The organism is Pseudonocardia sp. KRD291 (assembly GCF_019263595.1).
GTDB lineage: Bacteria > Actinomycetota > Actinomycetes > Mycobacteriales > Pseudonocardiaceae > Pseudonocardia.
The window spans coordinates 1-23,063 of the sequence record NZ_JADQDD010000072.1 but is presented as its reverse complement, the minus strand read 5'-3'; the positions used below and the strand labels follow the sequence as shown (position 1 = coordinate 23,063).

Genomic DNA, 23,063 nt, shown 5'->3' with positions numbered 1-23,063 from the left:
TGCCAGGAGCACCACCGCGGCCAGCACGAGCCAGGGGAGCGGGGTGTTCAACGGGCGCCACGGCCCGTCCTCGTGCGGGACGCCGTAGCGGGCGTAGATGAACCAGGTGTTGCGCCCGGCGTAGGCCAGCGCCGCGGCCAGCACCACCGCGACCGCGCCCGCCCCGGCGGCGAGGCGGACGACGGGCTGCTCGGCCCCGTTCCGGACCGACGGCGGCGCGGTACTGCGCCCGGCCCGCGTCCGCGCGCCGACGGCGAGCAGCACGACGCCCGCCGTGAGTGCCGCAGCGCCGACCCCGGCCAGCGAGCCGAAGTAGTGCGTCCACTTCGAGGGCGTCAGCCACAGCATCGCCATCCCGGCCACCAGCCCGAGCACCGGCACCGGGACCCGGCCCATCCCGGGCAGCCGGCGCGCGCCCCGGGCCAGCAGCGGCAGCACCGCGACCAGCAGCGCGAGCGTCAGCAGCACCGGTACCCGGCGGCCGAGCCCGCCCTGCTCGCTGTCGAACGCGAGCAGGTACTCGTAGCGCTTGATCTCGTTGTACCAGGCCACGTTCGGGCCGTAGAACGCGTGCATCTCGGTCGCCCGGGACACCGTGTACCAGCTCTGACCGGCGAACATCACGACCAGCCCGACACCGGCCAGTGCCGCGGCCGCCGCCGTCACCGCGCCCGCGCGCAGCAGCCCGGCCGCTCCGTGCAGCCCGGAGCGGGCCAGGCGCCACAGCCGGGGCAGCGCGACCAGCACCGGCCCCACCGCGGCCACCGAGGACGGCGCGGTCGCCAGCGCGACCCCGAGCGCGAGCGCGGCCAGCCCCAGCCAGGTCAGCCCGGCGCGCCCGGGCCGGTGGGCGGCGCGGAGCACGAACGCCAGCACCGCCGTCACCGACACCGCGGCGAACGGCTCCGGGCGCACTCCCAGGTCGAGCGGCATCCACCAGATCAGCAGGGTCCCGGCGAGCAGCAGCCGGACCGCCACCGACCGCGCGTGCCGGGGCAGCAGCGCCGGCAGCGCGACCCGGCTGAGCAGCACCCAGACCACGAGCCCGCACACCAGGCTCGGGACCCGCAGCAGCAACGGGTTCGCGCCGGCGTCGATGAGCGGCTGGAGCAGGCGCAGGACGAACGTGAACGGCGCCTCGGAGGCGTTCTCCCAGCGGTAGTAGTTGGTGAACGCGTCGGTGCCGGCGGCGTTGCGGACGATGCCCTCGGTGAACCCGTCGTCGGTGGTCAGCGGGCCGATCACGGTCCAGACACCGAGCACCGCCAGCACCCCGACGTCGGCGCCGCGCCGGAACCAGGCCCGGGGCGAGACCGCGGCGGCGGCGCGGGCCCGCCACAGCCGCGCCCGCGCGTCCCGGGAGCGTGACCGGGAGCCGTGCCGGCGCCGGTCGGCGAGTGCGAGCAACCCCAGCGACGCGGCCGCGAGCACGAGCTGCACGACCAGCAGCGCCGTCTTGGCGCCGGTCGAGGTGACGTCGAACCAGTCCGCGGCCCGCGCGACGACCCGTAGCCCGGCCGTGTCGGCGCCGGAGAGGTCGGTGGTGAACGCGCTGACCGAGCGGACCCGGTCACCGGGCAGCGTCACCGGGTCGGCGCCGCCGGGGCGCAGCACGGTCCCGGCGCCGTCGGCGTCGAGCACCATGCCGCAGGAGTTCCCGGCCGGCACCGGCGCCCGGTACACCTGGCGGCCGCCGACCAGCACGATCAGTGCCCCGTCCGCGGTGGACACGGTGAACCCGGTGGTGTCCGCGCCAGGCATGTCCGAGCCGGCCAGCGTGGTGGCGACGCCGCGGGCGAGCCCGGCGCGCACCACCGGGCACGGCACCGACACCCGCACCGACTCGGGGGAGTAGGGCACGAAGAACGCCGTCGTCGACGTGGCGGACTTCCCCGCCTCCGGCCAGGTGACGGTCGTGTCGTGGTCGAGCACCGGCGCGAACGGCATCAGGACCGCGGCCAGCAGACCGAGCACGCCGGTGACCAGCATCGCCACGGTCAGCGGTGCGGCGCCGGCGCGGGGTCGCGGTGGGCTCGTGGCTTCGGTGCTCATCTCGTCCAGTCAACGACGTGCGGTGATCACCGGTGACGGCGGGGAGCTCAGGCCGCGGTGACCCCGACGGTGTGCCAGCCGGTGGCGCCGTCCGGGATCGAGACCTGCTCGATCGAGGTCTGCAGGTAACCGGACCTGTCCAGCGCCCGGACCTGCAGCGTGTGCCGCCCGGCGGGCAGCGTCAGCGTGGTCCGCCACATCCGCCAGGTGTCCAGGTTGACCTCGGTGGAGAGCTCGGCGGCCTGCCAGCGGCCGCCGTCGGCCCGGACCTCGACGCGCGCGATGCCGGTGCGCTGGGCCCACGCGGTGCCCGCGACGACGACCCGTCCGGCCCGGATCCGCGCGTCGGGCTTCGGGACGTCGATCCGGGACTGTGTCTTGATCGGCCCCTCCCGGGCCCAGTCGCGCTCCTCCCAGTAGGGGGTGCGCGCCTCCCAGGTGGTGACCTCCATGTCGGTGATCCACTTGCAGCCGGAGACGTAGCCGTAGAGGCCCGGCACGACCATCCGGACCGGGAACCCGTGCTCCACCGGCAGCGGCGCGCCGTTCATCCCGATCGCGAGCATGGCGTCGCGGCCGTCGGTCAGCGTGCGCACCGGGGTGCCGGTGGTGAACCCGTCCACGCTGGTGGAGAACACCTGCTGGGCCCCGGGACGGACCCCGGCCTCGGCCAGCAGGTCGGCCAGCGGGACACCGGTGAACACGGCGGTCGACATCAGGTAGCCGCCGACCCCGTTGGACACGCACGTCATCGTGATCGGCACCTCGACCAGGCGGCGGGCGCGGAGCGCCTCGAAGGTCAGGTTGATCTCGCGGTCCACCATCCCGTGCACCCGCAGCGACCACGTGCCCGCCTGCACCTGCGGGACCTGCAGGGCGGTGTCGATCCGGTAGAAGTCCTCGGAACGGGTGACGAACGTCGGGGTGCCGGCCGCGGCGAAGTCCGCCCCGGCCGGGATCAGCGGGGCCGGCGCGGGGGCGGGCGGCAGCGCGCCGACCGCGGACCGGGAGGCCTCCGCGGCGCTGCCGCCACCGAGCAGGCGCCCGACGACGCCGGCCACCGCGGTGCCGGCCAGTACCCCGCCGCTCAGCGCGAGCGCGCGCCGCCGGGCGATGCCGGCCTCCGGCGCCCGGTCCGGCGCGTCGGCGGCGGCCCGCCCGGCCGCGGCCCAGGTGAGCGAGGCACGGTGCAGCACCAGGAACGCGGCGAACCCGATGACCAGCGAGGCGAACGGCGGCACCAGGTCCAGCCCGGTGAACGTCGGTGCGAGCACCGCGCACAGCCCGGCGACCAGGCCCATCACCACGATCACGGTCAGACCCGGCCCGGGACGGCGGCGGCTGGCCAACCCGGCCAGCACCGCCAGCGCGGCGATCACCACGGCCATGCCGGCGAGCAGTGCGACCTTGTCCCAGGTGCCGAACGTCGCGATCGCGAACTGCTTGAGCCACTCCGGGGTCAGCCGGATGAACTGGTTGCCGACGGCCAGGAACGGCGACGACGGCGGGTTGACCAACCCGGCCACCAGGTCGCCGACGGCCAGCGCCGAGCCGACGCCCAGCACCCCCAGCAGCGCCGCCCACGGTCGGGACAACGACGCGGGACGGATCTCGGTCGGAGGAGGCGGGGCCGTCGTCGTCATACCCGGTGTTCGCACGCCGGCACCGAGGGGTTTGCTCCTTCCCGGTCGGGTTTCCGCGCGGACCGGCGGGCGGCGGTGTCAGCCCCTACGGCAGCGCCAGCGGCGCGTGCGCGCCCAGGCCCTTCTCCGCCGCGGCCGTCCGCACGGCGTCGATCACCAGGTGCAGCGCGGACCGGCGGGCCGACCGGGTGCGGTAGGCGACCGAGACCGTCCGGGTCAGTGCGTCGCCGAGGGCGACCACGTCCACCCCGGGCGGGCGCAGGGCCAGCCCCAGGTCCGAGACCAGGGTCACGCCCAGTCCGGCCGACACCATCGCCAGCGCCGTGGACTGCTCCTCCACCTCGTGGTTGATCCGCGGCTCGAACCCGTTGCTCTGACACGCCAGCCGGGCGGCGTGCCCGAAGTGCGAGCGGGACCCGGGCAGGATCCACGGGTGGTCGGCCAGCTCGGGAAGCGTCACGCTGGCCGCGGGGACCGCCCCGGCAGGGACGGCCGCGTAGAGGCGTTCGACCGCGATCACCGCCCGCTCCAGGCCCGGGTCCCAGGGCATCGGGTAGTTGGCGTAGTCGATGACGAAGGAGAAGTCCAGCGCCCCGTCGCGGACCGCGCCCGCGGTGTCCTCGGGTGCCAGCTCGCGGGTGCGGACCTCGATCCCGGGGTGGGTGGTGGCCAGTGCGGTCAGTGCGGCCGGCAGCAGACCCGACGCGACCGAGGCCCACACCCCCGCGGTGAGCCGGACCGAGATCGACTCGCTCGCCTCCTCGAGGGCGAGCGTCGCCCGCTCGACCGAGGTCAGGATCTCCTCGGCGTGGTCGGCGAGCAGCACACCCAGGTCGGTCAGCTGCACGCGCCGGCCCAGGCGCTCGAACAGCTTCGCGCCGACGTCGCGCTCGAGCTGCGCGAGCTGCTGCGACACCGCGGACGCGGTGTAGTGCAGTGCCGTCGCCGCCGCGGTGATCGTGCCCCGGCGATGTAGCTCACGCAGCATCCTCAGCCTCGGCAGCGACAGCTCCATGAGCTGCAGCGTAGGCGCTGTGCAGGAACGGTGAACGTGACACTTAATGATCTGTAAATGGACGCCGGTCACGGCGCGGCCCCAACCTGGGCACACCGGCGAGAGACCGCCGTTCGCGGACAGAGCAGTCCCGCCCCGGCCCCGGCTCGGACTGCCACCCCCGGTGGTCGAGTACCCGCTCGGCGTGACGACGGTCTCCGGCTCGGCCCGAATGCGCGCGACGAGTACGAAGTGGAGGTGGGTTGACATGACCACGATGCAGAACCCGATGGAGCACACCGGTGCCGCGATCAGCAGCCTCGTGCCCCAGCAGAACGGATTCGACACCGCGGCAACCCGCGCCGAGCCCTACATGCGGGTCCAGTGGACGGACCCCGTGACCGGCGCCGTCGGCTACCTCGTCGTCCACACGCTGCGCGCCGGCCTCGCCACCGGCGGCACCCGGATGCGTGCCGGCTGCACGATGACCGAGGTCGAGGACCTCGCCCGCGGCATGGCCAACAAGACCGCGACGTTCGACCTGCCCGTCGGCGGCGCCAAGGGCGGCGTCGACTTCGACCCGAAGGACCCCCGCGCGGTCGAGGTGCTGGAGCGCTTCTGCGAGGCGATGCGCCCGTGGATCGACGCGCACTGGGTGACCGCCGAGGACCTCGGCGTCCCGCAGCACCTGATCGACGAGGTGTTCGCCCGGCTCGGGCTGGGGCAGAGCTACCACGCCGCGATCCGCCGTGCCGCGGACCCGGAGCTCACGATGAAGCGGGTGCACGCCGGCCTGAACGCGGCCGTGCCCGGGGACATGCTGCTCGGCGACGTGATCGGCGGCTACGGCGTCGCGCACGCCTGCATCGCCTCCGCCGTCTCCTGGGGCCAGGCCCCGGCCGAGACCACCGTCGCCATCCAGGGCATCGGCACCATGGGCGGCGGCGCTGCCTGGTACCTGCACGAGGCCGGGATGAAGGTCGTCGCCGTCGCGGACGCGGCCGGCACCCTCTACCAGCCCGACGGCCTCGACATCCCGGCGCTGCTCGACCTGCGCGACGCCTACGGCGAGGTCGACCGGGACCGCCTGCCCGAGGGTGTGCAGCAGCTTCCGCGCAACGCGGTGATGGCTGCGAACGTCGACATCCTGGTCCCGGCCGCGATCTCCTACGCGATCACCCCGGACAACACCTACGACGTCGCCGCGCGCGTCGTCGTCGAGGCGGCCAACGCGGCCACCACCCCGGAGGCGGAGGCCATGCTGGCCGCCCGCAACATCCCGGTGCTGCCGGACTTCGTGGCCAACGCCGGCGCCGTCGCCTGGGCCTGGTGGCTGTTGCTCGGCGAGGTCGACGACGACCCGGACACCTCGTTCGACCGGCTGCGCACGGTGATGCACGCCAAGGTCTCGCAGCTGCTCGCCCGCTGGACCGAGGAGGGCGTCACCCCCCGTCAGACCGGCCACGAGTTCGCCGCCGCGCACGCGAACGACAACACCGGCGAGGTCGTCATCCCCTGATCGCCCGCACCTCGTCGAGGGCCCGGAGCCGACATCGGTTCCGGGCCCTCGACGTCTCTCACGGCGAGGACATGGTCTCGGGCACCCAGAGCACGATCTGCGGGAACAGCGTGAACAGCACGACCAGGATCAGCATGGCCACGATGTAGGGCACGACCGCGCGGAAGATCTGCTCGGCCGGGCGCCCGGTGGCCCGGGCGACGATGAACACGTTGAGCCCCAGCGGCGGCGTGACCAGGCCGATCTCGGCGAGCAGCACCACCATCACGCCGAACCAGATCGGGTCGTAGCCCAGCTCCTCGACGACCGGGAGCACGATCGGCACGGTCAGCGCCAGGATCGCGATCTGGTCCATGAACGCGCCGAGCACCAGGTAGATCACGGCGATCAGCAGGAACACCAGCACCGGCGGCGCCGCGAGCGCGCCGATCGAGTCGACCAGGTCCTCGGTGACCCGGGTCAGGGTGAGGAAGTAGCCGAGCAGGTAGGCCCCGGCGATGATCAGCAGGATCATCGCGCTGGACTCGAGCGTGCGCAGCAGGGCGAGCCGCAGGTTCGCCACGGTCAGCGTGCGCCGGACGGCGCACAGCACCAGCGCGCCGAGCGCGCCCAGCGCGGCGGCCTCGGTCGGCGTGGCGAGCCCGACGTAGATCCCGCCGACGACCAGCAGGAACAGCAGCACGACCGGACCGATCGCGGTCAGTGTTTTGACCTTGGTCGCGATGGTGTGCCGCCCCCCGCGCGGGGCGAGCGCCGGGTTGCGGCGGACCAGCAGCAGCGTGGTGACGATGATCGCCAGCGTGATCAGGATCCCGGGCAGGAACCCGGCGAGCAGTACCTGCCCGACGCTCTCCTCGGCCAGGATCGCGTAGAAGACCAGGATGATGCTGGGCGGCACCATCGCGGCCAGCGTGCCGACGACGGCGACCAGCCCGTTGGCCAGGCGCCCGTCGTAGCCGCGTTTCTCCATCTCCGGGATCGAGGTCGCGGCCAGTGTCGCCGCGGCCGCGGTGCTCGACCCGGACACGGCCGCGAACGCCGCTCCGGACAGGGTGGTGCCGACCCCGAGGCCGGCGGGCAGCCGTCCGACCCAGACCCGCGCCGCGTCGAACAGCTCGCTCGCGACGCCGCTGACCAGGACGAACTGTGCCATCAGGATGAACAGCGGGATCGGGGCGAGTGAGTAGGTGGCGACCGAGGAGTGCGGGACGGTCTCCAGGAAGCCGAGCAGCGTCGGTGTCCCGCCGTAGGCGAGCAGCCCGACCAGCCCGGTGATCCCGATCGCGAAACCGACCGGCACCCGCAGCAGCAACAGCACCAGCAGCAGTGCGATCACACCGGCGACCAGCATCAGCGCACCTCCGCCGGGACGTCGGTGCCGCCCGTGCCGCCACCGGTGGCGTCGGCGGCGCCGTCGGCCGGGGTGGGGTCGACCACCGTGGAGCCGAGCGTGTGCAGCAACCGCACGACGACCACCGCGCAGCCGATCGGGACCATCACCGTCGAGGTCCACACCGGCCACGGCAGCTCGGCCGAACCGGGCGGTGGGGCGTCGCCGCGGGCGAACGCGTCCGCGGTCAGCAGGACGCCGCCGTAGGCCAGCGCCGCGAAGAACACGACGCCCAGCGCCGTCCCGGCCCGGGTGCAGACCCGCTGCCAGCGCAGCGGGAGCCGCTGGTGGACCAGGTCGATGCTGATGTGCGCGCCCTCGCGCACCGTGTAGGGCAGGCCGAGGAAGAAGAACGCGACCAGCAGGTAGTTGCTCACGAACCCGACCGACCAGGACAGCGGCGCGGCGAACAGGTACCGCAGCACCACCTCGGCCACCATCAACAACATCATCACGAGCGCCGCCGCGGCACTGATCGCGACCAGCGCGTTCTCGGCGCGGCGCAGGACCGTCTCACCCACGGTCGGCCCCCGCCAGCCCGGCCTGCATCGCGTCCAGGGCCGCCCGTCCGGGCAGGCCCCTGCCCTCCATGTCGGTCACCCACTGCTCGCGGACCGGGGCGAGCGCGTCCTGCCAGGCGCGCACCTGGGAGTCGGTGAGCTCGGTGAAGCGCAGGCCTCCCTGCTCCAGCGACGTCCGGGACACGCGGTTCTCCTCCTCGATCGCGGTGCACAGGTGCCGGGTGGTCTCCTGCCCGGCCTGCGCGAGCACGCCGCGCAGGTCCTCGGGCAGCCGGTCCCAGGCCCGGTCGGAGACGGCGTAGGTGAGCGTGAAGCTGCCCAGCGGGGCGCCGGAGGTCGCGTTCGTGGCGACCTCGTCGAGCCGGTAGGGGGTGGCGCTCATCGGCGGCAGTGCGGTGCCGTCGACGGTGCCGCGGGCCATCGCCTCGTACATCTCCGGCCCGGCGATCGACACCGGCGCCGCACCGAGTGCCTGCACCGCCTGGTCGAGCACCCCGCCCGAGGAACGCAGCTGCAGCCCGGCCATGTCCGAGGGCTCGGTGACCACGGCCCCGGTCGTCATCACCTCGTAGTTCGGCTGCACCCCGACGAACAGCATCCGGAGCTGCTGGGGGGTGTACTCCTGCTCGGCCAGGATCCCGCCCTCACCCATCAGCCCGGTCAGTGCGGCGGCCGGCGCGCAGGCCGACGTGCTCATCCCGGGCAGGTCGGCCACGTTGGACAGTGGCATCCGGTCGGACAGGTACGGCGGCGACACCACTCCGATGTCGACGGCGCCGGAGCGGGTCAGCGTCAGGTGGTCCTCGGCCTTGCCCAGCTGGGCCGACGGGAAGTACTCGAACCGCAGCCGCCCGCCGCTGAGCTCGCCGGCGCGGGCCATGAAGAACTTGACGCCGTCGCGGGACGCGGGATGCGTCGGCGGGTACGAGTCGCCGATCAGCAGCGTCGTGGTGCCCGGCGGGCCCTCGCGGGCCACGCCGCAGGCGCTCGTGGCGAACAGCAGACCGATCGCCAGCAGCACACCGACCGTCGTCCTGGACATCGTCGTCCTCCTCGTGCAGGGGTGGGGCCGGTCAGGGCCCGGGTGGGGGGCCGGTGGATCCGCCGTGGACCAGCTCCGAGGCCACCAGCTCCGAGGCCACCAGCTCCGAGGCGACCGGCTCCGAGGGCACCCGATCGGAGCCCGGGGCGTCCGCCGTACTCCCGGAGATCCGGGCCAGCAGGAGCCGCGCGGCGCGGCCGGCGAGCTCCGGGTAGCGCACCGACACCGTCGTCAGCGGCGGGTCGCTGAGCGCGAACCAGCTCGGGTCGCCGTAGACGATCAGCGACAGGTCCTCGGGCAGGCGCAGCCCCATCGCGCGGATCTCCCGGGCGACCGGCATCGACAACGTGCCGCCGCCGACGACCAGCGCCGTCGGGCGGTCGGCGCGCTCGAGAAGCTCCCGGACGGCGCGCGGGCCGTTGCGCGCGTCCGGCTCCAGCAGACGCGTCGCCATCGCGTCCGGGTCGAGCCCCGCGCGCTGCGCGCCGCGGCGGACCGCGCGCAGCCGCGCCGCGCCGTTCGAGATCGCCTCGCTCTGTCCGATGTAGCCGATCCGGCGGTGTCCCAGCGCCGCGAGGTGCCCGACCGCGTCGGACAGGGACTGCCCGTCGTCGCTGAACACCCCGGGCGCGCCGATGTCGGCGCTGCGGTGGAACTCCACGGTCGGCAGGTCGCGCAGCAGCTCCCTGCTGCGTTCCAGCACACCCGAGCTGGGGGAGACGATCACCCCGGCGACCCGGGTCGCGACCAGGTCCTGCAGCTGTGCGAGCTCGCGCTGCGGGTCGTTCTCGGTGATCGTGAGGATCATCTGGGTGCCGTCGGCGGAGAGCAGCCGGGCGCACTCGGCGGCGACCGCGGAGTAGGCGGGGGTGTCCACGTAGGGGATCACGAACCCGACGAAGGCCCGGCTGGTGTTCGACGACAGCGCGCGGGCCAGCCGGTTCGCGACGTAGCCGCGGGCGCTCGCGTGTTCCCGGATCCGCGCCGCCAGCTCCGGCCGGACGGTGTCGCTCCCGTTGAGCGCGCGGGACACCGTCGCCGTCGAGACGCCCAGCTCACGGGCCAGGTCGACGACGCCGACCTCGGCTCGGCGGGTGCGTGCGGGCATGGTTCGCAAACCTTTACATTCCGGCGGCGGAGCACGAAGGGCCCTCATGCAACAGGAGGGTTCCCGGGCGCGTCAAGGACCGTTGACGGGCTCGCGCCGGGCGTGCTCTACTCCGGACCAGTCGCAATGTAAGCCTTTACAGAGTGTCCGACCCCGCCACCGCACGAGGACGTGAGAGCGAGCCGATGACAGCTTCCCCGACGGGCGGTCCGCTGACCGGCCTGCGCGTGATCGACGCCGCCACCCTGGCGGCCGGCCCGTTGATCGCGACCTGGCTCGGCGAGCACGGCGCCGACGTGATCAAGATCGAGCAGCCGGACGGCGGCGACCCGCTGCGGCAGTGGGGTGCGCAGCGCGACGGCGTCGGGCTGATGTGGAAGAGCCTGGGCCGGAACAAGCGCTCGGTCACCCTGAACCTGCGTGAGCAGGCCGGGCGCGACCTGCTGCGCGACCTCACCGACACCGCCGACGTCGTCGTGATGAACCTGCGGCCGTCCACCCTGACGAAGTGGGGGATCGACCACGCGACGCTGTCGCAGCGCAACCCCGGCCTGGTCATGGTGCACGTGACCGGTTACGGCGAGGGCGGGCCGAAGTCCGACCGGCCCGGGTTCGGCACCCTCGGCGAGGCGATGAGCGGGTTCGCGCACCTCACCGGCCATCCGGACGGGCCGCCGACGCTGCCGTCGTTCATGCTCGCCGACGGCGTCGCGGCGCTGACCGCCACCTACGCGGTGATGATGGCGCTGTACCACCGCGACGTCCGCGGCGGCACCGGGCAGCTGATCGACATCAACCTGATCGAGCCGCTCGCACGGCTGATCGAGCAGCCGGTGCTGACCTACGACCAGCTCGGCACCGTCCCGAGCCGCACCGGGAACCGCTGGGACATCAGCGCCCCGCGCAACACCTACCGGACGAAGGACGGCAACTGGCTGGCCATGTCCGGCAGCGCCCCGTCGATCGCGATGCGGGCCCTGCGCGCCGTCGGGCACCCGGAGCTCACCGAGGACCCGCGCTTCGCCGAGGCGCAGCAGCGGCTGCGCAACGCGACCGCGATCGACGCCGTCATGGCCGAGTGGATCGAAGCGCACACCCTCGACGAGGCGATGGACGTGTTCGAGGAGGCGAACGTCGCCGCGGCGCCGGTCTACGACGCCGCGCAGCTGCTCGACGACCCGCAGCTCATCGCCCGCGGGACCTACCCGAGCGTTCCGGACCCGCAGCTCGGCGCGATGCGGGTGCAGGCGCCGGTGCCGCGGTTCTCGCACACCCCGGGCGGCATCGACCACCTCGGCCCGGAGCTGGGGGAGCACAACGAGGAGGTCTACGGCGGCCTGCTCGGGCTCGACGCGGACCACCGCGCCGCACTGCACGAGCAGGGAGTGATCTGATGCCGCCCGCCCGCCCACGCCGCTCCGAGCTGGCCACCCCGGCCAGCAACGACTGGATGTTCGCCAAGTCCGCCGCCGCAGGCGCCGACATGGTGTTCCTCGACCTGGAGGACGCCTGCGCCCCCGCCGAGCGCGAGGCTGCCCGGGGCAAGGCCGCGAAGGCCCTGAACGAGCTGGACTGGGGCAGCACCACCCGCGCGATCCGGATGAACGGCGTCGACACCCGCTGGGCCTACGGCGACGTGATCGAGGTCGTCACCGCCGCGCGGGAGAACCTGGACATGATCGTCGTGCCGAAGGTGCGCCGCGCCCGCGACGTCTGGTGGGTCGACGTGCTGCTCACCCAGCTGGAGGAGACGCTCGGGCTGGGAAAGAAGATCGCGCTCGAGGTCCTGATCGAGGAGGTCGAGGGCCTGCAGTACGTCGACGAGATCGCGCACTCCAGCCCGCGGCTGGAGGCGGTCATCTTCGGCGCCGGGGACTTCTCGGCGTCGCAGGGCGCGCGCGTCGACACGAACTTCGACCCGGTCGCCGACTACCCCGGCGACCTGTGGCACTACGCCCGCTCCCGGATCATGGTGGCCGCCCGTGCGGCCGGGATCGAGGCGGTCGACGCGCCGTTCCCGAACTACCGCGACCCCGAGGCCTACCGGATCGCCTGCGACCGGGCCGGCGCGATGGGCTACGCCGGCAAGTGGGCGATCCACCCGAGCCAGGTCGAGATCGCGAACGACGCGTTCGCCCCGACCCCGGACGAGATCGCGCACGCGGTACGGGTGGTCGCGGCCTACCGGGAGGCGGAGGCGTCCGGGCGGGGCGCCACCGGGCTGGACGGGATGTTGGTCGACGCCGCACACCTGCGGCACTCGGAGACCGTGGCGCGCAAGGCCGCGCTGCTCGGACTCGACGGAACAGGCCTGGATGGAGACAAGTCATGAGCGAGCGACAGATGACCCTGGTCGGCTTCATGCAGGCGGGGAACGTGACCGTCTACTCGGGGTCGTGGCGCTACCCGTCGGCGGACCTCGGGTTCCTCACGATGGACTACTACACCCACATCGCGAAGACCCTGGAGCGGGGGAAGTTCGACTGCGTGTTCTTCGACGACCGGCTCGCGATGCCCGGCGTCTACGGCGACTCGGTCGACGACACCGTCCGCTACGGCGCGCGGCCGATCAAGCTGGACCTGACCGCGGTCCTCGGCGGGATCATCGGCGCGACCAGCCGGATCGGCGTCGGCGCGACCTACTCGACGACCTACTACGACCCGTTCCACGTGGCGCGCACGTTCGCCACGCTCGACCACCTCTCCGGCGGACGCGCGGCGTGGAACGTCGTCACCTCGGTGAACGACTCGGAGGCCCAGAACTTCGGCGTCGAGACGCACCTGGGCCACGACGAGCGCTACGACCGCGCGCACGAGTTCCTCCAGGCCGTGGCTGCGTTGTGGGACTCGTGGGAGGACGGCGCGCTGGTGATGGACAAGGAGTCGGGGGAGTTCGCCGACCCGTCCAAGGTGCACCGGGTCGACCACGACGGGAAGTGGTTCACGGTCCGCGGCCCGCTCACGGTGCCGCGCAGCCCGCAGGGGCGCCCGGCGATCCTGCAGGCGGGCTCGTCCGGGCGCGGACGTGACTTCGCGGCGCAGTGGGCGGACATGATCTTCACGGCGGACCCGGGCCTGGAGACCGCCCGCAGCCACTACAAGGAGCAGAAGGAGCAGGTCGCGGCGTCCGGGCGGGACCCGGAGCAGGTCAAGATGCTGCCGATGGCCTACGTCGTGGTCGGCGAGACCGAGGCGATCGCGAAGGAGAAGGAACGCCTGTTCCTCGACGCCTACGTGCACCCGCTGGCCTCGCTGGCGCTGCTGTCCGAGGTGCTCAACTACGACTTCGCCCGCCACGACCTCGACGACCCGGTGACGACGGAGATGATGGAGTCCAGCTCCGGCATCCGCGGGCTGGCCCAGGGCGTCGCGAAGCACCTGGACCGCGAGGTGACCGTCCGCGACCTGGCCGCGCACCGCGCGACGCTGCTGCAGGGGCCGCGGTTCGTCGGCACCGGCGAGCAGGTCGCGGACCAGATGCAGGAGTGGTTCGAGACCCGCGGCTGCGACGGGTTCGTCCTCGCCGCGACGCACCTGCCCGGCGCGTTCGAGGAGGTCGTGAGGATGGTGGTGCCGGTGCTGCAGGAACGCGGGCTGTTCCGGCGCGAGTACGCCGGCCCGACGCTGCGCGACCAGCTCGGAGTGCCGCGTCCCTGAGCTCGTGGGTCCCTCCCTGATAATGCGCGGGTGGACCTCGACGGGCTCGACGAGCAGATCATCGCGCTGCTGGTGGCCGACTCCCGGCGCACCTACGCCGACCTGGGCGACGAGGTCGGCCTGTCCGCCCCGGCCGTGAAACGCCGGGTGGACCGGCTGCGCTCGGGCGGCGCGGTCGCCGGGTTCACGGTGCGCCTGGACCCCGCCGCACTGGGCTGGTCGGTGGAGGGCTACATCGAGCTCCACTGCGTGACGAGCACGCCGCCGGAGACGATCCGCGCCGCCGTCGCCCGGTTCCCGGAGGTCCTGGAGGCGAGCACGGTGTCCGGGGAGGCCGACGCCGTGCTGCGGCTGGTGGCCTCCGACATGCGCCACTTCGAGCGGGTGCTCGAGCAGATCGGCGCGGAGCCGTTCGTGGCCCGCACCAAGTCGGTACTGGTGCTCTCCCCGCTGATCCGCAGGCCCGCCGCGCCCCTGCACTCGTGATCTCTACTGCGGGCCTGCGCTACTCCCGCAACAGATCGTCGGATATGGCTCAGAGCACGCAACGGATCGCCGGTAACCGGCAACAGGACGCGATTGTCCGCGCCGGGGGACCTTCCTAACGTTTCCGGTGACACCGCCGGCAACGACGCCGCGGACCCGTTCACACCCGTGGAGCGAGCCTGTGACCAGCGTCCTGACCAGCCCGAACCGTGTTGCAGAGCGGGTCGCCACCCGCCGGCACTACCTGATGTGCCGCCCCGAGTACTTCGCCGTCGAGTACGTGATCAACCCCTGGATGCACCCGGACGTCCCGGTCGACCGGGACCTGGCGATCCGCCAGTGGGAGTCGCTGCGCGCGACCTACCTGCGCCTCGGGCACCGGGTGGACCTGCTCGACCCGGTGCCCGGCCTGCCGGACATGGTCTACACCGCCAACGGCGCCACCGTCGTCGGCGGCACCGTGCTCGGCGCCCGTTTCCGCCACGCCGAACGGGCCGGCGAGGCCGCCGCGCACCGCGCCTGGTTCACCGCCGCCGGGTTCTCCCGCGTCGTCGAGCCGCGGTTCGTCAACGAGGGGGAGGGGGACCTGCTCGTCGTGGGGGACGTCGTCCTGGCCGGGACAGGGTTCCGCACCGACCCGCGCGCCCACGACGAGGCCGCCGCCGTCCTGGGACGCACCCTCGTGCCGCTCGAGCTCGTCGACCCGCGCTACTACCACCTCGACACCGCGGTCGCCGTCCTCGACGACACGACGATCGCGTGGCTGCCCGAGGCGTTCACCCCCGCCTCGCAGCAGGTGCTGCGGTCCCGGTTCCCGGACGCGGTCGTCGCCTCCCCGGACGACGCCGCCGTGCTCGGCCTCAACGCCGTCGGCGACGGGCGGCACGTCGTCCTTCCCGCGCAGGCCCCCGCGCTCGCCGCCGCGATCGCCGACCGCGGGTTCGTCCCGGTCCCGGTCGACGTGTCCGAGCTGCTCAAGGGCGGCGGCGGGCCCAAGTGCGCCACCCTGGAGGTACGGACATGACGCTGACCGCAGGCCCGACGGCCGACCCCGTCGCCCACAACTACCACCCACTTCCGGTGACGGTCACCGACGCCCACGGCGCGTGGGTGCGCGACGTCGAGGGCCGCCGGTACCTGGACCTGCTGGCCGGCTACTCCGCGCTGAACTTCGGGCACCGCCACCCCGCGCTCGTCGCGGCCGCGCACCGCCAGCTCGACCGGGTCACGCTCACCAGCCGGGCGTTCGGCAACGAGCAGCTGGGCCCGTTCTGCGCCGAGCTCGCGGAGCTGCTCGGCCGCGACGCCGTGCGCCCGATGACCACGGTGCTGCCGATGAACACCGGCGCCGAGGCCGTCGAGACCGGGATCAAGCTGGCCCGCAAGTGGGGCTACGAGGTCCGCGGGGTGCCGCCGGGCCGGGCCCGGATCGTGGTCGCCGCGGGCAGCTTCCACGGCCGGACCACCACCGTCGTCGGGTTCTCCACCGACCCGAGCGCCCGCGACGGCTTCGGCCCGTTCACCCCGGGCTTCGACGTGGTGCCCTTCGGCGACGCTCCGGCGCTGCGGGCGGCGATCGGTCCGGACACCGTCGCGGTGCTGATCGAGCCGGTCCAGGGCGAGGCCGGGGTCGTCGTCCCGCCGCCCGGCTACCTGCCGGCCGTCCGCGCCGCCTGCGACGAGGCCGGGATCCTGTTCGTCGCCGACGAGGTCCAGTCCGGGCTCGGCCGCACCGGGGCTCTGCTCGCGACCCGGGCCGCGGGTACGGAGGCCGACGTGTACCTGCTGGGCAAGGCCCTCGGCGGCGGGATCGTGCCGCTCTCGGCCGTGGTCTCCGACGCGGCCGTGCTCGACGTGCTGCGCCCGGGCCAGCACGGCAGCACGTTCGGCGGCAACCCGCTGGCCTGCGCCGTCGGACGCGCGGTGCTGGCACTGCTGGCCGAGGGCTCGCTGCTGGAGCGGGCCCGCGCCCTCGCGCCGGTGCTGCAGGAGGGGGTGGCCGGGATGGTCGGGCACGGAGCCGTCGCGGTGCGCGGGACCGGGCTGTGGGCCGGGATCGACGTGGCCCCCGGGGCCCGCCCGGACGGCGGCCGGGAGGTCTGCGAACAGATGCTGCGACGGGGGTTCCTGGTCAAGGACACCCACGGCGCCACGATCCGGCTCTCGCCCCCGCTCGTGATCACCGCCGACGAGCTGCGCGGCGCGCTCGACGCTCTCGCCGAGGTGCTGGCCGCGCGCACCTGACCTCTCGCGTGTGGCGGCTCAGTCGGTGCGCCCCTGGTCAGCCGGTGCGCCCCTGGTCAATCGGTCCGCCGCTGGTCAGTCGGTCCGCCACTGGTCAGTCGGTCCGCCACTGGGCGTTGTAGCGGCGGCGGGCCTCCTCGTCGTCCGGGGCACGGCGTGCCTCGCGGGTCGCGGCGGCGGTCCCGACCGGGTACCCGGCCTTGCCCACCCGCGTCTCCGCGGACTCGTTCATGTAGGCGACCGAGTAGAAGTAGCCGATCAGCGCGCCGGCCAGGGCCCCCATCAGCCGGACCCACGGCGGTCCCGGCACGACCAGGTAGAGGATCACCAGCAGCGGTAACAGCTGCACGGTCGCGCGCCCGAGGTGGCGCAGCCACCAGGTCGGCGCCGTGACGTCGTGCAGCACCCACTCGCTGTTCCGCGCCGGGAGACCGGCACCGAACGCGTAGGCGATCCAGTGGAACGGGTCGGGACGGCGCATGCCCCCGAGTGTCCTCCTCCACGCCGCCGGTACACAGACCCCGTCGCGTCTCAGATGTGCGGCCAGGTCTCGATCAGGGCCCGGTCGCCGGAGACGAACAGCTCCAGCGGCTCGCGCCGGTGCCAGAGAGCGAGCAGCAGGTCGGAGGCAGTGCCGCGCAGGGTGGTGACCGGCCCCGGGTGCGGCAGGTCACGGCGGACGGTGTGCACCGGCCCGGTCGCCGTCAGCTCCAGCGTCGCCTCGGACTCGGGCACCAGCCCGCCGGCGAACGCGGTGGCGACGAACACGTCGAGGTACTCGTGGACGCCGTCGAGCGCGATGTCGTCGGGCACCGGGTCCGGACGGCCGGTCCCGAGCCGGGCCGCGTCGTGGCGGTGGACCGCGATGTCCTGCGCGGCGCGGCGGGCCCAGAACGTGCCGTCGTCGGCCGCGACCGACCAGTTCGGCACGGGCGTCGCCGGGTGGGTGCCGCGCAGCAGTGTGAGCAGGTCGTCGAGGTGGGAGTCCCAGTCCCGCACGGCCGTCCCGGCGTCGACGACCGGGGCCGGGTCAACCGGCCCGACCCGGCCGGCGTGCAGGTCGCCGACCCAGATCGCGAACCCGCACAGGTGCGCCAGCAGGTCCGCGCCCGTCCAGTCCGGGCAGGTCGGGACGGTGCGGTCCGGGTGCTGCCGGCACCACCGTCCGATCTCGGCCCCGTCGGTGGCGATGCTGCCCAGGTAGCGCTCGCGGGGGAGCGGCTCGACCGGAGTCATGACGACCACGTTGTCATCGGGTGCCCGTGGGCGCGCGGGCGGTGCTGACCTGCTCGATCATGTGTGGACGTGGACCGACGGGTCGATGTGGCCCGACGGTGCTCAGGCCCCGGGGTGCCGGACGTGGATCGCGAACCGGTCCGACCACCGGGTCGGGCTGTCGTGCGGCGCGACGACGATCGGGCCGCCGGTGTCCCCGTCGCCGGTCGTCTCCTCGGTGGCCCGGGGGACCGGTGCCCCCCGCAGGTGCGCGGCGACCAGATCACGGATCCGCTGCCCGGCCCGGTGGTAGAACTCCAGCTGCACGGCCCGGCCGAAGACGGCGAAGCCGAGCCGGTAGATCGGGTTCGGCACCGGGGCGCGACGGGAGAACGCGCGGATCCGGAACTCGACGTCGCCGGTGCGCAGGTCCTTGTCCACCTCGTAGGTCAGCCGGCCCTGCTCGAGGTGCCCATCGAGGGTCTCGTAGGTCCAGCCCCACACGCGGTGCCCGTCGTCGCCGGTGTCGAACACCTCGGTGACCCGCACGCCCAGGTAGAAGCGCAGGACCGCGAACCGGCCCTGCAGCAGCATGTTCCGGCCCGACAGCGGGTCCGACGGCCGGTAGATGCCGCGCAGCCGCTTGTGGTCGGTGAACTGGTAGTCGTGCACGATCCGGCAGGTGGTCTCCCACACGCCGTCCGGCTCCGGCGGGCCCGGGGCCTCGGTACCGACCTCGGCGACCCCGAGGTCGACGTGCCAGTCGCCGTGCCGGTCGTCGGTGGGCGCGTCCCGGTGGTCGAAGTTGATCGACCGGGTCGCGAGGTCGTCGAGCTCGGTCCGGTCGATGTCGATCCGGCCGAGCGGGGGGACGGCGGGGCTCAGGACCGTGCCCTCCGGGACTCGGTCTCGCGCTTGAGCGAGTCACCGATCACCCAGATCATCGACGGCCAGAGACCGACGAAGATCGCCCGGCGCTCGGCGTTGCCCCGCTCGTCCTGGTCGACGGTCTTGGCGCGGAGCCACAGACCGATCGACAACCCGACCGAACCCAGGGAGACCCACTGCAGAGCGGGCCCACTGAGCCCAACTCTGCGCAGAACACTGCCGACCGTCATGTGCTCAGGTTCCCCGCGCGCGCCGTTCGTACACCCGTGCTGGGATTCTCCGATGGCACGCCGTCGTTCTCCCGTCACCGGCACCGTCCGGTCCCGCAGGGTGGGTGCCCTGTTGCGCTGGCCGGCCGGTATCGCCCTGGTCTCCTGGCGCTACTTCTGGCGCACGACCCCGATCCACCGCTCCGAGACCGCGGGGGACCGCGGCGACCTGCCACCGGAACTACCCGACGGCGTCGCCGACGACCGCATCCAGCAGGTGCGCGACGGCTACGGCCCGTTGTTGCACCGCCACTACGGCGTCCGGATCGCCGGGTCGGACATGTCGCCCGAGCAGCTGATGGCGCGCCTGAGCGCCGATCCGGACGGGTGGTCGCCGGAGTTCGCGGTGTTCCGCCGCACCGGTGGCACGGACGGCTCGATGGACGTCGGCGACGAGTTCCTGATCCGGATGCCCGGACCGTGGGACGGCCCGGTCCGGGTCGTCGCCTCCGACCCCACCGGCTTCACGTTCGCGACCATGGCCGGGCACCTGGAGGCCGGGCGGATCGAGTTCCGTACCGACCGGGACGAGCAGGGTCTGCGCTTCGACATCGAGTCCTGGGCACGGCCCGGGGACCGGATGTCGCACGTGCTCTACAACCGGGCCCGGGTGGCGAAGGAGGTCCAGCTCAACATGTGGACGCACGCCTGTATCCGGGCCGCGAAGCTGGCGGACGGGCGCCCGGACGGTGGGGTCACCGTCTGCACCCGCAGGCTGGACATGTGAGCGGCGCACGTGTGGTGGCCCGGTCCCGGGGGTAGCCCCGGCCATGAGTGATGTCGCGCAGACCTACGTGTTCACCGAGTACGGCGGCGCGGAGAACCAGGAGCTGGTGGAACGGGCGGTTCCGGCGCCGGGGCCGACCGAGGTGCGGATCCAGGTACGTGCGGCCGGGGTGAACCCGGTCGACTGGAAGATCCGCCAGGGCTTCCTGCGTGAGGTGATGCCGCTGGACATGCCGGCCGGCGTCGGACGTGAGGCGGCCGGGATCGTGCAGGCGGTCGGGCAGGACGTCGAGGGCCTCTCGGTCGGCGACGAGGTCTTCGGCAACGTGTCGCCGACCTCCGGTGGGATCGCCGAGGCGGCGCTGCTCGCGGCGGGCTCCACCGCCCGCAAGCCACCGGGCGTGGCCTGGGAGACGGCCGCGGTGCTGCCGGTCTCGGCCGCCACCGCCTACGACGGGCTGGCCCAGCTGGCCTGCACACCGGGTGAGGTCCTCCTGATCAACGGCGTCGGTGGCGGCGTCGGTGTGGTGGCCGCGCAGCTGGCCCGGGACGCGGACGTCACCGTCGTCGGGGTTGCGGGCGCCGACAAGCGCGAGCTCGTCGAGTCGCTCGGTGCCGTGCACATCGCGTCCGGGCAGAACGTGGCCGAGCGGGTGCACCAGGTGCTCCCCGACGGCGTGCACGCGGTGCTGGACCTGGTCGGCGGGGATGCGCTGCGCGCGGTCGCCGGCCTGGTGACCGACCCCGCGCGGATCGTGTCCGCGGCGGACCCGGACACCGCCACCGAGGTCGGTGGGGCGCCGATCGAGCGCGACGGTACGAGCCGCGTCCTCGACGCCGTCATGCACGAGGTGGCGCTCGGCAAGCTGGACCCGCACGTCAACGAGACGTTCCCGCTGGCCGAGGCCGCCGAGGCGATCCAGGCCGTCGAGGAGGGGCACGCGCGCGGCAAGGTAGTGGTCACCGTCGGCGGCTGAGGCTGGCCGCCCGCCCGGCCCGCGGGTGAGACTGTCGACCATGACCGCAGCCACCTTCACCGAGATCGACTACTCGGCCGTCGCCGGCATCGCCACGATCACCCTGGACCGTCCGGACCGGCTCAACGCCTTCACCCCGGTGATGGCCCGGGAGCTGATCGCGGCGTTCGACGCGAGCGATGCCGACGACGACGTCCGCGCCGTGGTCGTCACCGGCCGGGGCCGCGGGTTCTGTGCCGGGGCGGACCTGGGCCGCGGCGGCTCCACGTTCGACGCCACCGACGAGCGCCGGGTCGCCGACCGCGCCGGAGTCGGCACGGTCGGCGGCGTGACCCGCGACGGCGGCGGCACCGTGTCGCTGCGGATCGCGGCCTCGCGCAAGCCGGTGATCGGCGCGGTGAACGGGCCCGCCGTCGGCGTCGGTGCGACCATGACGCTGCCGATGGACATCCGGTTCGCCGCCGCCTCGGCGCGTTTCGGGTTCGTGTTCGCCCGGCGCGGGTTGGTGCCGGAAGCCGCGTCGAGCTGGTTCCTGCCGCGGATCGTCGGCATCTCGCAGGCGATGGAGTGGGCCGCGACCGGACGGGTCTTCGACGCCGACGAGGCGCTCGCCGGGCGTCTGGTGTCGCGTGTCGTCCCCGACGACGAGTTGCTCGACGCCGCGCTCGGGGTGGCGCGGGAGATCGCGGACAACACCTCGGCGGTGTCGGTGGCCGCGTCGCGGCAGATGCTCTGGTCGATGCTCGGCGCATCGTCACCGTGGGAGGCGCACCGGATGGACTCCCGGGCCATCCACCACCTCGGGCAGGGCGCCGACGCCGCCGAGGGCGTCACCGCGTTCCTGGAGAAGCGCCCGCCGGCGTTCCCGAACCGGGTGTCGACGGACTACCCGGACGACGTCGTCCCGGCGTGGCCCTCGCGCCCGGACGGGATGGTGTGAGGGTCGCCGCCCTGCCCGGGTGGTCGGAAGAAGATCGGCGCCGGGAGCCGTTGCAGCAGGTATGAGTGCGCTGTTCGAGCCCATCACGCTGCGCGGGGTCACCGCCCGCAACCGGATCTGGCTCTCCCCGATGTGCCAGTACGCGGTCGACGCGCAGGACGGCGTCCCGACCGACTGGCACCTGGTGCACCTCGGCGCCCGCGCCACCGGAGGGTTCGGCGCCGTGGTCACCGAGGCGGCCGCCGTCGTCCCGGAGGGCCGGATCAGCCCGCAGGACGCCGGCCTCTGGAACGACGCGCAGGCCGGCGCGTGGGCCCGGATCGTCGAGTTCCTGCACGCCCACGGCGCGACGGCCGGTGTCCAGCTCGCCCACGCCGGACGCAAGTCCTCGGCGCACGCGCCCTGGCGCGGACACGGCACGATCCCGGTCGTCGACGGCGGCTGGGAGCCCTCCGGGCCGTCGCCGCTCGCGTTCGGGGACTTCGCCGTGCCGCGCGCGCTGGACCACGCCGACATCGCCGGCGTCATCGCCGCGTTCGCCGCCTCCGCGCGACGGGCCGACGCCGCAGGCTTCGACGTCGTCGAGCTGCACGGGGCGCACGGCTACCTGCTCCACCAGTTCCTGTCCCCACTGTCCAACGACCGCGACGACGAGTACGGCGGCTCGTTCGACAACCGCGCCCGGCTCCTGCTCGAGACCGTCGACGCGGTCCGCGCGGTGTGGCCGGACCGCAAGCCGCTGCTGGTCCGCCTCTCGGCCACCGACTGGGTCGACGGCGGATGGTCGGCCGCCGACAGCGTCGAGCTGTCCTCGCGTCTGGCCGGGCGCGGGGTGGACCTCGTCGACGTCAGCTCCGGTGGCCTGGACCCGCGCCAGGAGATCACGCTCGGGCCGGGCTACCAGGTGCCCTTCGCCCGCGACGTCCGCGCCGGCGCCGGTGTCGCGACCGGGGCGGTCGGCCTGATCACCGACCCGAAGCAGGCCGACGACGTGCTCACCACCGGTGCCGCCGACGTGGTCCTGCTCGCCCGCGCCGCACTGCGTGAGCCGTCGTGGCCGCTGCGCGCGGCGCACGAGCTGGGCGTTCCGGTCGAGGACGCGCCGTACCCGGTCAACTACACCCGAGGTGCGTGGCGGGACTGACGCAACCTCCGCCCGCCGCCGCGCCCGTGTCGGGGGCAGGCCGGGTCCCGCCCCGTCGCAGCTCGCTTAGAACGGCGGCGGGGCGTCTCGGTCATCGGCAGGGGTCGGTGGTGTCGGTTCCGGTGGCGCGCGGTCGCGGTGGCGGAGGTCGACGTGGTGGTCGGTCTCGCGTGGGGGCTCGTCGAGGTGGGGTTCGTGGTCGCGGGTGACCGGTGTGGGTGGTGGGGGGAGGATCGGTTCGGGTTCGA

General features: G+C 73.7%; 22 protein-coding genes. 11 read left to right on the top strand and 11 right to left on the bottom strand.

Annotation, left to right across the window (positions count from 1 at the left end):
* From I4I78_RS12745 to I4I78_RS12735, 3 genes are all read right to left on the bottom strand, one after another.
* Positions 1–2,052 (bottom strand): arabinosyltransferase domain-containing protein (locus I4I78_RS12745; protein ID WP_218611499.1); only part of this gene is annotated, 2,052 nt, incomplete at its 3' end.
* A 47-nt stretch (positions 2,053–2,099) separates the two neighbouring features.
* A complete protein-coding gene (locus I4I78_RS12740) occupies positions 2,100–3,695 on the bottom strand; it encodes a molybdopterin-dependent oxidoreductase (RefSeq protein ID WP_218611498.1) in 1,596 nt (531 codons plus the stop codon).
* Positions 3,696–3,780: 85 nt separating this feature from the next.
* Positions 3,781–4,710 (bottom strand): LysR family transcriptional regulator, encoded by a 930-nt coding sequence (locus I4I78_RS12735; RefSeq protein WP_218611497.1) that lies wholly within the window; start codon positions 4,708–4,710, stop codon positions 3,781–3,783.
* Positions 4,711–5,062: 352 nt separating this feature from the next.
* Here I4I78_RS12735 and I4I78_RS12730 point away from each other — a divergent pair, with 352 nt between their 5' ends.
* The gene (locus I4I78_RS12730; protein WP_226379601.1) at positions 5,063–6,208 is read left to right on the top strand and encodes a Glu/Leu/Phe/Val dehydrogenase dimerization domain-containing protein; all 1,146 of its coding nucleotides are present in this window, start codon (positions 5,063–5,065) and stop codon (positions 6,206–6,208) included.
* Positions 6,209–6,266: 58 nt separating this feature from the next.
* Here I4I78_RS12730 and I4I78_RS12725 read toward each other — a convergent pair whose 3' ends face one another.
* Genes I4I78_RS12725 through I4I78_RS12710 form a run of 4 tightly spaced genes read right to left on the bottom strand, consistent with a single transcriptional unit; the run spans position 6,267 to position 10,269 of the window.
* The gene (locus tag I4I78_RS12725; protein WP_218611496.1) at positions 6,267–7,559 is read right to left on the bottom strand and encodes a TRAP transporter large permease; all 1,293 of its coding nucleotides are present in this window, start codon (positions 7,557–7,559) and stop codon (positions 6,267–6,269) included.
* The gene (locus tag I4I78_RS12720) at positions 7,559–8,119 is read right to left on the bottom strand and encodes a TRAP transporter small permease (protein WP_218611495.1); all 561 of its coding nucleotides are present in this window, start codon (positions 8,117–8,119) and stop codon (positions 7,559–7,561) included. Before I4I78_RS12720 ends, I4I78_RS12725 begins: the two co-directional genes overlap by 1 nt.
* Complete coding sequence (gene dctP, locus I4I78_RS12715) at positions 8,112–9,161, bottom strand: TRAP transporter substrate-binding protein DctP (protein ID WP_218611494.1); 1,050 nt, start codon at positions 9,159–9,161, stop codon at positions 8,112–8,114. The genes I4I78_RS12720 and dctP overlap by 8 nt, the downstream gene beginning before the upstream one ends.
* A 31-nt stretch (positions 9,162–9,192) precedes the next feature.
* Positions 9,193–10,269, bottom strand: coding sequence for a LacI family DNA-binding transcriptional regulator (locus tag I4I78_RS12710; protein ID WP_218611493.1), 1,077 nt, complete (start codon positions 10,267–10,269; stop codon positions 9,193–9,195).
* 185 nt (positions 10,270–10,454) lie between these two features.
* Between I4I78_RS12710 and I4I78_RS12705 the strand changes: the two genes are divergently transcribed.
* The 6 genes from I4I78_RS12705 (at position 10,455) to rocD (ending at position 16,656) form a co-directional block, all read left to right on the top strand.
* Complete coding sequence (locus tag I4I78_RS12705) at positions 10,455–11,663, top strand: CaiB/BaiF CoA-transferase family protein (RefSeq protein WP_218611492.1); 1,209 nt, start codon at positions 10,455–10,457, stop codon at positions 11,661–11,663.
* On the top strand, positions 11,663–12,601 hold the full coding sequence (locus I4I78_RS12700; protein ID WP_218611491.1) for a CoA ester lyase: 939 nt from the start codon (positions 11,663–11,665) through the stop codon (positions 12,599–12,601). The genes I4I78_RS12705 and I4I78_RS12700 overlap by 1 nt, the downstream gene beginning before the upstream one ends.
* On the top strand, positions 12,598–13,926 hold the full coding sequence (locus I4I78_RS12695) for an LLM class flavin-dependent oxidoreductase (protein WP_226379597.1): 1,329 nt from the start codon (positions 12,598–12,600) through the stop codon (positions 13,924–13,926). Before I4I78_RS12700 ends, I4I78_RS12695 begins: the two co-directional genes overlap by 4 nt.
* Positions 13,927–13,956: 30 nt before the next feature.
* On the top strand, positions 13,957–14,412 hold the full coding sequence (locus tag I4I78_RS33825) for an Lrp/AsnC family transcriptional regulator (RefSeq protein WP_218611490.1): 456 nt from the start codon (positions 13,957–13,959) through the stop codon (positions 14,410–14,412).
* 181 nt (positions 14,413–14,593) lie between these two features.
* A complete protein-coding gene (gene ddaH / locus I4I78_RS12685; protein WP_374225864.1) occupies positions 14,594–15,436 on the top strand; it encodes a dimethylargininase in 843 nt (280 codons plus the stop codon).
* Positions 15,433–16,656, top strand: a complete 1,224-nt coding sequence (gene rocD / locus I4I78_RS12680; protein ID WP_218611489.1) for an ornithine--oxo-acid transaminase — start codon at positions 15,433–15,435, stop codon at positions 16,654–16,656. Before ddaH ends, rocD begins: the two co-directional genes overlap by 4 nt.
* A 94-nt stretch (positions 16,657–16,750) precedes the next feature.
* Here the strand turns inward: rocD and I4I78_RS12675 are convergent, their stop codons facing one another.
* From I4I78_RS12675 to I4I78_RS12660, 4 genes are all read right to left on the bottom strand, one after another.
* Complete coding sequence (locus I4I78_RS12675) at positions 16,751–17,137, bottom strand: DUF5313 family protein (RefSeq protein ID WP_218611488.1); 387 nt, start codon at positions 17,135–17,137, stop codon at positions 16,751–16,753.
* Positions 17,138–17,187: 50 nt separating this feature from the next.
* Positions 17,188–17,892: a maleylpyruvate isomerase family mycothiol-dependent enzyme gene (locus I4I78_RS12670; protein ID WP_218611487.1), complete on the bottom strand. Its 705-nt coding sequence runs from the start codon at positions 17,890–17,892 to the stop codon at positions 17,188–17,190.
* 102 nt (positions 17,893–17,994) lie between these two features.
* Positions 17,995–18,567 carry a DUF1990 family protein gene (locus I4I78_RS12665; RefSeq protein WP_374225863.1) on the bottom strand — a complete coding sequence of 191 codons (573 nt, stop codon included), beginning with the start codon at positions 18,565–18,567 and terminating at the stop codon, positions 17,995–17,997.
* A 185-nt stretch (positions 18,568–18,752) separates the two neighbouring features.
* Positions 18,753–18,989, bottom strand: a complete 237-nt coding sequence (locus I4I78_RS12660; protein ID WP_218611486.1) for a hypothetical protein — start codon at positions 18,987–18,989, stop codon at positions 18,753–18,755.
* A gap of 100 nt (positions 18,990–19,089) precedes the next feature.
* Between I4I78_RS12660 and I4I78_RS12655 the strand changes: the two genes are divergently transcribed.
* The 4 genes from I4I78_RS12655 (at position 19,090) to I4I78_RS12640 (ending at position 22,815) form a co-directional block, all read left to right on the top strand.
* Positions 19,090–19,755 (top strand): DUF1990 family protein, encoded by a 666-nt coding sequence (locus I4I78_RS12655; protein ID WP_308252064.1) that lies wholly within the window; start codon positions 19,090–19,092, stop codon positions 19,753–19,755.
* A gap of 43 nt (positions 19,756–19,798) precedes the next feature.
* On the top strand, positions 19,799–20,731 hold the full coding sequence (locus I4I78_RS12650) for an NADP-dependent oxidoreductase (protein WP_218611484.1): 933 nt from the start codon (positions 19,799–19,801) through the stop codon (positions 20,729–20,731).
* Between the two features lie 40 nt (positions 20,732–20,771).
* Positions 20,772–21,671, top strand: a complete 900-nt coding sequence (locus I4I78_RS12645) for an enoyl-CoA hydratase-related protein (RefSeq protein WP_218611483.1) — start codon at positions 20,772–20,774, stop codon at positions 21,669–21,671.
* A gap of 61 nt (positions 21,672–21,732) precedes the next feature.
* Complete coding sequence (locus I4I78_RS12640) at positions 21,733–22,815, top strand: NADH:flavin oxidoreductase/NADH oxidase (protein WP_218611482.1); 1,083 nt, start codon at positions 21,733–21,735, stop codon at positions 22,813–22,815.
* Positions 22,816–23,063: the final 248 nt, after the last annotated feature.

Excerpts from the sequence above, each read along its gene's own strand:
- I4I78_RS12740 (WP_218611498.1), bottom strand. The coding sequence starts at position 3,695 with ATGACGACGACGGCCCCGCCTCCTCCGACCGAGATCCGTCCCGCGTCG.
- I4I78_RS12735 (WP_218611497.1), bottom strand. The coding sequence starts at position 4,710 with ATGGAGCTGTCGCTGCCGAGGCTGAGGATGCTGCGTGAGCTACATCGC.
- I4I78_RS12730 (WP_226379601.1), top strand. The coding sequence starts at position 5,063 with ATGCGGGTCCAGTGGACGGACCCCGTGACCGGCGCCGTCGGCTACCTC.
- I4I78_RS12725 (WP_218611496.1), bottom strand. The coding sequence starts at position 7,559 with ATGCTGGTCGCCGGTGTGATCGCACTGCTGCTGGTGCTGTTGCTGCTG.
- dctP (WP_218611494.1), bottom strand. The coding sequence starts at position 9,161 with ATGTCCAGGACGACGGTCGGTGTGCTGCTGGCGATCGGTCTGCTGTTC.
- I4I78_RS12710 (WP_218611493.1), bottom strand. The coding sequence starts at position 10,269 with ATGCCCGCACGCACCCGCCGAGCCGAGGTCGGCGTCGTCGACCTGGCC.
- I4I78_RS12705 (WP_218611492.1), top strand. The coding sequence starts at position 10,455 with ATGACAGCTTCCCCGACGGGCGGTCCGCTGACCGGCCTGCGCGTGATC.
- I4I78_RS12700 (WP_218611491.1), top strand. The coding sequence starts at position 11,663 with ATGCCGCCCGCCCGCCCACGCCGCTCCGAGCTGGCCACCCCGGCCAGC.
- I4I78_RS12695 (WP_226379597.1), top strand. The coding sequence starts at position 12,598 with ATGAGCGAGCGACAGATGACCCTGGTCGGCTTCATGCAGGCGGGGAAC.
- rocD (WP_218611489.1), top strand. The coding sequence starts at position 15,433 with ATGACGCTGACCGCAGGCCCGACGGCCGACCCCGTCGCCCACAACTAC.
- I4I78_RS12675 (WP_218611488.1), bottom strand. The coding sequence starts at position 17,137 with ATGCGCCGTCCCGACCCGTTCCACTGGATCGCCTACGCGTTCGGTGCC.
- I4I78_RS12670 (WP_218611487.1), bottom strand. The coding sequence starts at position 17,892 with ATGACTCCGGTCGAGCCGCTCCCCCGCGAGCGCTACCTGGGCAGCATC.
- I4I78_RS12660 (WP_218611486.1), bottom strand. The coding sequence starts at position 18,989 with ATGACGGTCGGCAGTGTTCTGCGCAGAGTTGGGCTCAGTGGGCCCGCT.
- I4I78_RS12650 (WP_218611484.1), top strand. The coding sequence starts at position 19,799 with ATGAGTGATGTCGCGCAGACCTACGTGTTCACCGAGTACGGCGGCGCG.
- I4I78_RS12645 (WP_218611483.1), top strand. The coding sequence starts at position 20,772 with ATGACCGCAGCCACCTTCACCGAGATCGACTACTCGGCCGTCGCCGGC.
- I4I78_RS12640 (WP_218611482.1), top strand. The coding sequence starts at position 21,733 with ATGAGTGCGCTGTTCGAGCCCATCACGCTGCGCGGGGTCACCGCCCGC.